8 protein-coding genes are annotated in these 11,605 nt (G+C 68.9%); 6 read left to right on the top strand and 2 right to left on the bottom strand.

Translation table 11 applies throughout. The features are described from left to right. On the top strand, nucleotides 1-1,178 hold a 1,178-nt coding region (locus EES42_RS41400), incomplete at its 5' end, for an IS701 family transposase (protein WP_124723363.1). Between the two features lie 111 nt (nucleotides 1,179-1,289). Here the strand turns inward: EES42_RS41400 and EES42_RS41395 are convergent. Next, a complete protein-coding gene (locus EES42_RS41395) occupies nucleotides 1,290-4,340 on the bottom strand; it encodes a Tn3 family transposase (protein WP_124723362.1) in 3,051 nt (1,016 codons plus the stop codon). Nucleotides 4,341-4,559: 219 nt separating this feature from the next. Between EES42_RS41395 and EES42_RS41390 the strand changes: the two genes are divergently transcribed. The 5 genes from EES42_RS41390 (at nucleotide 4,560) to EES42_RS41370 (ending at nucleotide 10,428) form a co-directional block, all read left to right on the top strand. Further along, complete coding sequence (locus EES42_RS41390; protein WP_241196913.1) at nucleotides 4,560-5,828, top strand: tyrosine-type recombinase/integrase; 1,269 nt, start codon at nucleotides 4,560-4,562, stop codon at nucleotides 5,826-5,828. Further along, nucleotides 5,825-6,160 carry a helix-turn-helix domain-containing protein gene (locus tag EES42_RS41385; protein WP_124723361.1) on the top strand — a complete coding sequence of 112 codons (336 nt, stop codon included), beginning with the start codon at nucleotides 5,825-5,827 and terminating at the stop codon, nucleotides 6,158-6,160. Before EES42_RS41390 ends, EES42_RS41385 begins: the two co-directional genes overlap by 4 nt. Before the next feature lie 230 nt (nucleotides 6,161-6,390). Next, on the top strand, nucleotides 6,391-7,692 hold the full coding sequence (locus EES42_RS45845) for a hypothetical protein (protein ID WP_241196912.1): 1,302 nt from the start codon (nucleotides 6,391-6,393) through the stop codon (nucleotides 7,690-7,692). A 109-nt stretch (nucleotides 7,693-7,801) separates the two neighbouring features. Continuing rightward, nucleotides 7,802-8,497, top strand: a complete 696-nt coding sequence (locus EES42_RS41375) for a class I SAM-dependent methyltransferase (protein WP_124723359.1) — start codon at nucleotides 7,802-7,804, stop codon at nucleotides 8,495-8,497. 65 nt (nucleotides 8,498-8,562) lie between these two features. Then, nucleotides 8,563-10,428, top strand: coding sequence for a radical copper oxidase GlxA (locus tag EES42_RS41370; protein WP_241196919.1), 1,866 nt, complete (start codon nucleotides 8,563-8,565; stop codon nucleotides 10,426-10,428). A gap of 61 nt (nucleotides 10,429-10,489) precedes the next feature. Here the strand turns inward: EES42_RS41370 and EES42_RS41365 are convergent, their stop codons facing one another. Then, complete coding sequence (locus EES42_RS41365) at nucleotides 10,490-11,572, bottom strand: glycoside hydrolase family 6 protein (protein WP_124723358.1); 1,083 nt, start codon at nucleotides 11,570-11,572, stop codon at nucleotides 10,490-10,492. Nucleotides 11,573-11,605: the final 33 nt, after the last annotated feature.

The raw sequence follows: 11,605 nt of genomic DNA, 5'->3' as shown, positions 1-11,605 counted from the left end.
GTCGGTGGGGCGGGGTCTATCTGCGGGGTCTGTTGCTGGACGGCGGGCGCAAGTCGGTGGAGCCGATGGCCGCCCGCCTGGGCGAGGACGGGAACCGGCAGGCGCTGGCCCACTTCGTCACCTCCAGCCCGTGGGATGCGGCGCATGTGCGGGCCCGTCTGGCCTGGCGCATGCAGCCGGTCATCAAGCCCACCGCGCTGGTCATCGATGACACCGGGTTCCTCAAGGACGGGGACGCGTCGGCTTGCGTGACCCGGCAGTACACCGGCACCGCGGGCAAGGTCACCAACTGCCAGGCCGGGGTCTCGCTGCACCTGGCTTCCAACGGCGCCTCGGCGGCGGTGAACTGGCGTCTGTTCCTGCCCGAGAGCTGGGATCCCGCCTCGCCGAAGGCCGATCAGGCCAAAGTGGTCCGTCGTGACAAGTGCGCCATCCCTGCCCAGGTGGGCCATGTCGAGAAGTGGCAGCTGGCCCTCGACCTGATCGACGAGACGCGGTCCTGGGGCATCGAGGTGCCCCAGGTCATCGCCGACGGCGGCTATGGTGACACCGCCGCCTTCCGGCTTGGCCTGGAAGAACGCGGTCTCGACTACGTGGTGGGCATCTCGACCACGACCACCGCGCAACCCGAGGACGCACAGCCGTGCACCCCTGCCTACCCCGGCCGGGGCAGGCGGCCGGTTCCTGCCTACCCCGAGCCGGCCCAGCGGGTGAAGAGCCTGGTCATCGCGGCCGGAAAGTCTTCCGCGCGGCCGGTGCAGTGGAGGGAGGGGTCACGGCCGGGCAGTGGCCGAAGCGGGCGCAAGCGCATGTACTCGCGCTTCGTGGCCCTGCGGATCCGGCCCGCCGGACGTGAGATCCGCAAGGCCACGGCCGGCACCGAGCTTCCGGTTCGCTGGCTGCTGGCCGAATGGCCCGCCGACCAGGACGAGCCCGTGCAGTTCTGGCTCTCCAACCTGCCCGAGACCACCCCGTTGCCCGTCCTCGTGCGCACCGCGAAGCTCCGCTGGCGCATCGAGAACGACTACCGCGAGATGAAACAGACACTGGGCCTGGCCCACTTCGAAGGCCGGACCTGGCCCGGCTGGCACCACCACGTCACCCTCGTCTCGGTCGCCCACGCCTTCTGCACCCTGCAGCGACTGAGCCGATCCCCAAAAGAGACGGCGTCGGCCTGAGCCTCTACCAAGTCGTCCACGAGCTGCAAACACTCCTCGTGATCTGGACCGGCGCCTGCCCCACCTGTCACCGCGACATGCTAGACCCCGCACCAACATGACCAAGCACTACTAGGCATCATCGGTGGTATCGGGGGCCCGCAGCGGGCGCAGGCCGCCAGGCAGGTCGGGCAGCTGGAACGAGTACCGGCCGAGCATGTTGACGTGGTGCCGTACGAACGGCGAGAGGCGGGCCACGTCCTCGTCGCGGACGTCGAAGCCGTCCGCCCGCAGCTGAGCTACCGCCGCGTCCATGTACCTCGTGGTGAACAGCACAAGGGCGTTGAGGACCAGTCCGAGCGCGCCGATCTGGTCCTCCATACCGTCCTGGTAGCGCTGGTAGAGCTGTCCGGCCCGTCCGTGGAAGATCTTCCGAGCCAGGGAGTGGCGGCCCTCCTGGAGGTTGGCCTGCGCCTTGATCTGCCGGCGGTAGCCGGGCTCGTCGGCCAAGCGCAGGATGTGCAGGGTCTTGGCAATCCGTCCGTAGTGCGCGATCGCGTCGCCGAGCGGGGTGGGGCGCCCGTCCCGGGACAGCATGCGGATGACGTCGTAGGCGCGGACAGCTCCGGTGTGGATGGAGCCGATGATCCGCAGGATGTCCTCCCAGTGCCGCTCGATCCTGCTGAGGTCGATCCGGCCCCGGGCGGCGTCCTGGAAGGCGCCGTAGTCGGCGGTGCGGTCGATACGCCACATCTTCTGGTCTGGCAGGTCCGCGAGTTGCGGGGCGTACACGAACCCGGCGAGCGTGAGCAGTCCGAAGACGATGTCGCTGTACGAGGCGGTGTCGGTGACGATCATCTCCGGGCGCTTGCCGCCGTCGCGGTCGTAGAGGACGTCCAGCACGTACAGCGAGTCGCGCGGGGTGCCGGCCACGACCTTCCCGCCGAGCCCTGCCGCCTGATCGTTGATCATGTTGAGCCAGGTGGCGCCGCCCCGACGTCCGAAGTACTTCGGGTTCGGCCGCGCGTACACGCTGGGCACGGGGACGACAAACCGCATCCCGTCGACTGAGGCGACCAGCCCGCCGCCCCACGCCTGGGCGAGCGGGATGGCCGCCTGGTGCTCGATCAGCGTGGCGTTCGCCGCTCGGTACGTGGCGAGCCGCAGATACGTCTGGTCGACGTGGGAGAGCCGCCCGTACTTCAGCGCGTCGATACCGCCGATGACCGGGGTGTAACCGATGTTGCAGCCGTGCGCGACCAGCAGTGCTGCGATCGTCACGGGCAGGCCCTTGAGACGGGCCTCGCCACCGGTGACCGAGGTGAACGCCTGGTCGGCGCCGGTCCAGGAGAACACCTCCAGCAGCACCTCGGGCAGGTCGACGCGGGGCAGCATCGCGTTGACCGCGGCCCGCAGGCCGAGCAGCGAGGCGGGCTCCGGCTCCAGGGCGGCGAAGTGCAGCCGCCCGTCGTCATCGAAGGTGATCTGCGCGTTATCCGGCAACCGCCCGGCGACCTCGCGATACGTGCCGTCCAGCAGCGCGGCCCGCGCGGCCAAGTGCTCGCTCACCCCGGCGGGCAGGCTCAGGGATGCCAGCACAGTGGGCTTGGCCTGCTCCCACGCCTCCCCGACCAACAGCTTCGCCCGGGGGTCGCCCCACTTGGAGGAGTTTTTCGCGAACACCTCCCGTCGGCGCAGCATCCGGTGGAACTGCTCCAGGATGCAGAACGTGTACGCCTTCCAATCCACCGTGCCCGGCTCCAGGTGCGGAGCCGAAAGGACCAGGCGCCGCCAGGAGCCGACGAGCAGATCGGTGTCGATCTCCTTCGGGCCGACCTTCTTGCGGCCCATCAGGTCCGGCAGCGACTTCAGCGCGCTCAGCACCGGCAGCCCTTCTGGGGTGGCACCGAAGTCGACGACCTTGACCAAGAGCTTGAGGAACGGCCGGACTGTGCCGAACCGTTTGACCAGCATCGCCCGCCACGCCTCGTCCGCATCGGAGTCCAGCGGCGGCGTCAGCTCGAACAGTGCGGCGATCGCGGCAGCCAGCTCGTGGCGCGGGACCACGCTCTCGATCTGCTCCCACATCGCCGTGAGCGTCTCCACCTTCGGCGGGCTGATCTCTCCGGTGTCGGTGTCGACCTGCTCGCTCGTGGTGTCGAAGACGACCTGGAACGCCGTCGCCAGCTTCGCACCGGCCCGCTCCACCTTCGGCAGCGTTTTGATCTTCTCCTTGACCGTCTCCCGCTCGGCCTTGGCCAGCAGTTTCGTCGCGATCAACACTTCAAGCAGGTCCAAGGCGTCGTCCACGGCCCGGGTTGTCAGGTAGACCGCGGTAGCCAGCAGCGTCGCCAGCCGGCGCGAGTCGCCGTGCCGCTTGAGCAGCGACGCCTTGCCGTCCACGCCGTACCGTGACAGCTCCGCCAGTCGCCGCGGCGGTATCCCCGACACATCCAGCGCGCGCATGTCCAGGTCGGCGATCTCCTCAGCCCGGTCCAGGGCCCACTTCATCTGCGGTCCAGATACCCGCACCGGACCGCGCCGCAGCCGGTCCAGCTCGGAGACCCGCGCGCCAGGCGGCACGGCCAACAGGGAGTCCAGCACCGCCCGCTGGCCGACGCTCAACATCCCGTACAGGGTGTCCCACAGCCGCTGGTTCGCCGTCTCCCGCACCGAGGCGACCAACCTGGTCAGCGTCGTCACGCCGGGCAGCAGCACGCGGCGCTCACGCAGCTGGCCGACCGCCGCGTCGAACAGGGCCTTCGGGCCCTCGCCAGTCGTCCAGGCCCGCGCGTCCACCCATGTCCGCAGGTCGGCCTCCGCCTCGGCGAACTCCTTGTATTCCAGGACCCGCCGCAGCTCGCGTACGTGCTCCAGGCGGGTGTTCTCCCGCTCTCCGTACGCCTTCAGCACCGACACATCGCCGATGTCGAGCTGCTCGGCGAGGCAGTCGACGACCTCCGCCGGCACGTCCGTGGGGTCGTCAAGGAACACCCCCAGATACCGCGCGGTCGTCAGCTGTAGCGCGAAGCCCAGGCGGTTATGGGACCGCCGCTTGCCCTCGATCAGCTCCCGGTCTGCGTCGTCCAGGAAGAAGAAACGCTCCAGCTCCGTGCGGGAAGGCGCCCCGCGAAACGCCGCATACGCGGCAGCCTGCTCATCCGTCAAAAACTCGACCGGCACCCCGGACCTCCAAACAGTCGATCAACAACGACTGCCGAAGGTTCCGCTGCCACAGAAGCCCAGGTCAAAGCCTTCCTGAGTATCACCAGGGCTTAGCGCCGGTTTTCGTTCCGATGTTCCAAGCGCCGCCAATTGCATCGGATGCGAACTGGCGACAGTTGATGTGGCGACGCCGGCGAAGGCGGACGACACCTCGCTGAGCAGGGACGTCCGGCTCTGTTGCGTCGCGCGACGGTAGCGGCTGGCGAGGCCTGCTGGCCAGCCACTGTCACTCGTCCGGATGGACGGCCTGCGGTTTCGCCGCCGACTCGCATCCGATGCGGTTTTCTCGCATTGGATGCGAGCTACGGAGAGTGGTGGACAGTGAGGTTCAACGGGCCCGTCCCGGGGGCGGCGAGACTGCACCTGACAGACGGCATCGCACTGCTGCGGCCGGAGGAACAGGTCTTCTCCGCGATGCTGGGCGGATTCGCCAATCAGCAGCTCGCACGGAACCTGGCCCGCTCGACTGTCGAAGGTCGGGAGAACACGGTGAAGGCGTTCACCGCCTACGTGAACGCCTTCCCGTGGCAGTGGACGCCGGCCATGGTGGACGAATGGCTCGGTGATCTGCGCTCATTGCGTGATCTGAAGCGTTCGACGATCCGCTCGTACTCCGAAGCCATCCGCTCCTTCTGCCACTTCGCTACCGACCCCCTCTACGAGTGGGCCACCACGTGTGAAGAGCGGTTCGGCTCCCATCCAGTCCAGATCGTGCACGAGTGGAACACCGCGGTACACGTCCAGGACAACGAGTCCGATGCGAAGAAGCGCGCCTTCACCAAGGCCGAGCTACATGCCTTCTTCGCCCACTGCGACGACGAGGTGGCCCGCATCCGGGCCTTCGGCCGCAAGGGCTGGCTGCCCGCTTTCCGCGACGCGACGTTGTTCAAGACCGCGTACGCCTTCGGCACACGACGCAACGAAACACGGATGCTGGACGCCGCTGACTTCGGCCGCAACCCACACGGAAACGAGTACGGCGAGTTCGGTCTGTGCCGCGTCCGGTTCGGCAAAGCCAAGAAGGGCTCGCCGCCCAAGCGACGCACAGTGCTGACCGTCTGGGACTGGGCTCCCGACATCCTGGACGAGTGGTTCACCGAGGTCCGGCCGCTGTTCGGAGGCGAAGGGAACCCAGCCGCCTGGCCCTCCGAGCGTGGACTGCGGATCGGCTGCCAGCGGCTCAACTCCCGGTCTATCACCTATCGTCAGGCCCTTGGCCTGGACGAAGGACTGGACTTCCATTCCTTCCGCAGGTCCTACGTCACCCATCTGATCGAGGCTGGCTGGGATCCGCGATTCGTCCAAGAGCAGGTCGGTCACGACCACGCAAGCACGACCGCGATCTACACCTGCGTGAGCTCGGACTTCCGCACACGCACACTCCGTCGACATCTGGACGGCACCATTGCCGCCGCCCTGGAGAGCCAGGCCGGGAGGCAGAGGTGAAGCGCAAGGTCGGCTACACGTGGAAGCTGCGCGAACTGATGGGCACCCACGGCATGTTCACCACCACCGAGCTGGTGCCGCTACTACGCGACCGCGGCATCGAACTGTCAGCTTCCCAGGTCCACCGCCTGGTCTCCGGCACCCCCGAGCGGTTGTCGCTTCAGGTCCTGGCCGCGTTCTGCGACATCTTCTCCTGCACGCCGGCAGACCTGGTCACCACGACCGCCGAGAACGCCGGAGTGCGCAAGACCGCGACCGGTGATCTCCCTGCCTTGCCGACGTCGGTCGCGAAGCTGCGGCCTCGACCGGCCCGAATCCTTCCTGACGAGTGAGCCCCTCCTACACCCCCGAGGAGTGCGAGCGCTGGCACAAGAGGACGTGCGCCCGCTGTCAGCGCCACGGCTGGTTCGCCGCTCGCTGGCCCGACGGCTATGTCTGCCGCACCTGCCACGACAAAGCTCTCTGCGTTCGTGGAACCTGTCCCGAATGTGGAGTCGAGCGGGCTCTTCCCGGCCTACGGCCCGGCGACCGCACGCCCATCTGCTCCGACTGCGCGGGCTTCATGATGTCCTATCGATGCTCCCGCTGCGGAGAGGAAGGCAAGCTGCACGGAGGTCGGCTCTGCACCCGCTGCACCGTTGCCGACCGGCTTTCCCAGCTGCTGGACGACGGCACCGGCCGCATCCGCCTCGAACTCGTTCCGCTGGCCGACTCGCTCCGCACCCTGGACAGCCCGTTGTCCGGCCTCGCCTGGCTCGACCGGCACAAAGAACGCCCCGATTCCACCGCCGACTGGCTACGCCGACTCGCCACCGGCGACATCGAGCTGACCCACGAAGCCTTCCACGCCCTCGAACCCTGGCGGGCCGCCGCCCATCTGAGGGAACTCCTCATGTCCTGCGGTGTCCTACCCGCCGTCGACAAGCAGATCTGCTCGTTCGAACGGTGGCTCATCGGCCACCTCGCCGACATTCCTGACCCCGACCACGCTCAGGTCATCCGCCGGTTCGCCACCTGGGAAGTGCTCCCACGCCTGCGGACCAGCAGCCAGAAGAAGCCGATCACACCGGCAGCCCGTCGACATGCCGCTGACCAGGTCAAGCAGGCCACAGCCTTCCTCACCTGGCTCGCCGCCCGTGATCACACCCTTGGCACCTGCGGCCAGACCGGCATCGACGCCTGGCACGCCGAGCAGAAGGAGTACACCCGCAACACCATGCGAGCCTTCCTGCTCTGGTGCTCGGCCAGCAAGCTCACCCGGCCCTTCCGGCTTCCTCCGGTCCAGATCCGCCGGGCAACTCCGATACCGCAGCCCGAACGACTGGAGCTGATCGGCTGTCTTCTCACCGACCCGGACCTGCCGCTTCGCACTCGGGTCGCGGGCGTGATCGTCCTGCTCTATGCCCAGCCACTCAGCCGAGTCGTGCGTCTCACCCTGGACGACATCGGCCACAGCAACGACCAGACACTTCTCCGCCTCGGCGAACCGCCGTCCCCAGTGCCCGAACCGCTCGCGGAACTGCTGCATCGCTGGATCAGCAGCCGGGACAACATGAACACCGCGACCAACCACGCCTCCCGGTGGCTGTTCCCCGGCCGCCGGGCCGGACAACCGATGCACCCCGACGCTCTCGCCGCGCTCATCAACGACATCGGCATCCCCACCATCGCTGGCCGCACAGCCGCGATCCGGCAACACGTTCTGGAAATGCCCGCACCGGTCGTCGCTGAGGCTCTTGGCTATCACCGGGTTACCACAGCCAAGCTCGCGTCCGAGGCCGGAGGCACTTGGAGCCGATACGCCGCCGGAGACCACTGGCGGTCACCACCCGGCTGGACCCCGCGGAGAACTTGCGACAGTTGAAAACGAGCCGACCACAATCAGACCCAAGTCAAGGCAGCCGTTGACCGGACGCACCCTGGGTTGCACAAAACCGCTCGCGGTTGGCAGCCACCGGCGCGATGCTGTCACGATGCCTGCAGAGACCGCTTACCACGACGAAGTCGGCGACTACTTCGCAAAGAACGCCGACACCAGCCCCTACAACGCACACACCGATCGGCCAGCGATGCTCGCGCTAGCGGGGGATGTTGCCGGGCTGAAGATTCTCGATGTCGGCTGCGGGGCCGGGCACTACGCGGCCGAACTCCTGGCGGGTGGTGCCGAGGTAGTCGGAATCGACGGCAGCGCAACTCTGCTGAGTCACGCGCGGGAGCGATTGGGTGACCGGGCCGAACTGCGCATGCACGACGCGGAGAAGCCGCTGGACTTCATCGACGACGCGTCGTTCGACGGAGTCGTGTGCGCATTGATGCTCCACCACATCGCCGATCGGCCGCGTCTCCTCGGCGACCTACGACGCGTCCTGCGTCCCGGAGGATGGCTGCTGGTCTCGACGACCCACCCGACGGCTGACTGGCGGAAATTCGGTGGCTCGTACTACGCCGAGGACTGGGTTGACCTCCCGCTCGCTGGGGGGCCGTTGGCAGTCCACTACCAGCGCATGTCGCTGGAAACGTTCCTGAGCGAGCTGCTGGCCGCCGGATTCATGCTTGAAAGACTCATCGAGCCTCGCCCGACGCCCGGCCTGCGAGAACTCGACGAAACGGCCTACAACAAGCTCCACCAGGCTCCGTGCTTCCTTGCTGTCAGGCTTCTGCGGCCCTGACAGCACGCAACCCCTGCCTCCCGGCGAACGCGCACAGTCACTGCTCCGTCTCCCAAGCGCCAGAACTGGCGACACTTGAATACGCGAGCCCACCAGTATCAACCCCCTACCACGACTACACGATCATCAAACCGGGCTACAAGGCCGCCAACGGCCACTGGGACCTCCTGGACGTCCCCGCCGGATACCGGATCAACACCATCCACGCGGCACTGCTGCACACCGGAAAGGTGCTGCTCGTCGCGGGCTCCGGCAACAACCGGAAGAACTTCGACGCGAAGAGCTTCCGCTCGGTGCTGTGGGATCCGCGGACCGGCGCGTTCAAGAACATCCCCACGCCCGACGACATGTTCTGCTCGGGCCACACCCAGCTGCCCGACGGCAAGCTCCTCATAGCCGGCGGCACCAGACGGTACGAGAAGCTCAAGGGCGATGTCACGAAGGCCGGCGGGCTGATGATCGTCCACAACGAGAACCCGGACCGGCCGGTCACACTGCCCGCGGGCACCCGGTTCACGGGCCGGGCGAACGGCAGGACGTTCGTCTCGAAGGACCCGGTGCTGGTGGAGAAGGCCACCAAGGTCTTCGACCGGAGGACCGGGAGGTTCCTGCACAACGACGCCGGTCTGGGCCGGATCTACGTGGAGGCCGAGAAGTCCGGTGCGCGGTACGCGACGGGCGCCGAGGACAACTACCGGATCGCGGGCCTGACCGGCTCCGACACCCGCGACGTCTACGGGATCGCGCAGAAGATCGCCCTCGACAAGAAGGACTTCCAGGGCATCCGGGAAGCCTTCGAGTTCGACCCGGTGGCGGAGAAGTACATCTCCGTCGACCCGATGAACGAGGCGCGCTGGTACCCGACGCTGACCACCCTGAAGGACGGCCGGGTCCTCGCCCTCTCCGGGCTGGACGAGATCGGGCAGATCGTTCCCGGCAAGGACGAGATCTACGACCCGAGGACCAAGAAGTGGCGGTACACCGGCATCGTCCGGAGGTTCCCCACCTACCCCGCGGTCTTCCTGCTGGGCGACGGCAAGCTCTTCTACTCCGGCTCGAACGCCGGATACGGCCCCGCCGACGTCGGCCGCGACCCGGGCGTCTGGGACCTGGCGACCAACAGCTTCAGGAAGATCCCCGGACTGGGCGACGCCGACGAGACGGAGACCTCCGCGACGGTCCGGCTGCCCCCGGCCCAGGACGAGAGGTTCATGGTCATCGGCGGCGGCGGGGTCGGTGAGTCGGACCGGTCGAGCGCGAAGTCCCGGCTGGTCGGCCTGAAGGACCCCGCCCCCAGGTTCAGGGACGGCGCCGCGCTGGCGGAGGGCACCCGCTATCCCGGTGTCTCCCTGCTCCCCGACGATTCGGTGCTGGTCACCGGTGGTTCCAGCGACTACCGGGGGCGCGGCGGATCGAATGTGCTCCAGGCCCGGCTGTACGACCCGGGGACGGACAGGTACCGGCGGGTCGCCGATCCGGCGGTGGGCCGCAACTACCACTCGGGGTCGGTGCTGCTGCCCGACGGCCGCGTCATGATCTTCGGTTCGGACTCGCTCTACGCGGACCGGGCGAACACCCGGCCGGGCGTCTTCGAGCAGCGCATCGAGATCTACACCCCGCCCTATCTGTACCGGAGTTCACGCCCGGTGCTGACGGGCGGCCCGAGGAGCCTGCGGCGCGGCGGCACGGGAGGTTTCACGACGGCGCCGGGGCGGGCGATCACCTCGGCGAAGCTGATCCGGCCCAGCGCGGTCACCCATGTCACGGACACCGACCAGCGTTCGGTGGCGCTGGGGCTGCGGCGGACGCCGGGCGGGATCACGGTCACGGTGCCGGGCAACCGGGCGCTGGTGCCTTCGGGCTGGTACATGCTCTTCGTGACGGACGACCGGGGAACGCCGTCCGAGGGCAGATGGGTCGAGGTCCCGTAGGGCCGCGGGGCGGGCGGGTGCGGGGCGTGGGGCGCCCCGCACCGCCACGACTGCTTCGCTACTACTTCGCCGCCCGGGCCAGGCCCAGGGCGTACTCGGGCCACCAGGCGCCGGCCTTCGGGCCGCCCCTGCAGTCGCCGTCGGACTCGCCGGGCCGCTTGATCCAGAGGTGGGCGTCGACCAGTGCGTCACCGGTGTCGGTCGTCGGTGGATCGCCGAGTGCCCGGCCGGGCGGGTTGCACCAGTTCTCGCCGGGGGCGCCGCCGCGGTAGGGGCCGTTGCCGTTGCGGCTGGTGTCGATGACGAACGGCTTGCCGCCGACCTTGGCCGAGAGCCGCTTGCCGAACTCCGTGCTGGCCCGTGTGGTCTGGAAGTTGGAGACGTTGACGGCGAATCCGTCGGCGGCCCCGATGCCCGCGCGGCGCAGCGGCCGGAAGAGCGCGTCGGGGGTGCGCCAGCCGGCGTTGCCCGCGTCCACGTAGACGCGGACGCCGGGCTGCCGCCCGAGCCGCTCCACCGCGCCCTTCAGCAGGTCGTACCGCTCCTCGTGGAACTCCTGCGGGGTGCACCCGTCGACCATGTGCAGCAGCGCGTCGGGCTCCAGGATCACCGTGGCACGCCGGTCGCCGATGCCCCGGGCGACGCCCTCCAGCCAGGTCCGGTACGCGTTGCCGTCGGCGGCGCCGCCCCTGGAGAACTGCCCGCAGTCGCGGTGCGGGATGTTGTAGAGGACCAGCAGCGCCTCCCGGCCCGCCTTCGCGGCCGCCTCAGTGAGGCCCTTCGCCTCGGCCTCGGGGGTGTCCGGGCCGATCCATTCGCCGACCGGCTGCCGGGCGATCCGCTCGATCAGCGCGGCGCCCGCCCCGTCGCCGTCCCGGGTGTACGCGGCGGCCTGCCGGGCCGCGTTCGCGTCCGGGTTGACCCAGTACCGCTCGCCGCCCGGGCTCCGGCCGGCGGCTCCGCGGGCGGGACCGGGGCCGGGGCCGGGCCCGGAGGTGCATCCCGCGAGTAGCAGCACGGCCCCTGCCGCGGCCACCGCACCGGCCCGCCCCAATCCCGTACGCCTGCCCGTACGCCTGCCCGTACGCCTGCCCGTACGCCTGCCCGTCCGGACGCCCCGCCGGCCGTCGTGACTGCCGTACATGCACTCCCCCTCGGTGCGGCGGCGGTGCACTGC

Origin of the sequence: Streptomyces sp. ADI95-17 (genome assembly GCF_003846175.1) — a bacterium.
Taxonomy (GTDB): domain Bacteria; phylum Actinomycetota; class Actinomycetes; order Streptomycetales; family Streptomycetaceae; genus Streptomyces; species Streptomyces sanglieri.
Note: the sequence above shows the minus strand (reverse complement) of the source record. Positions and strands in the feature narration are given on the sequence as shown.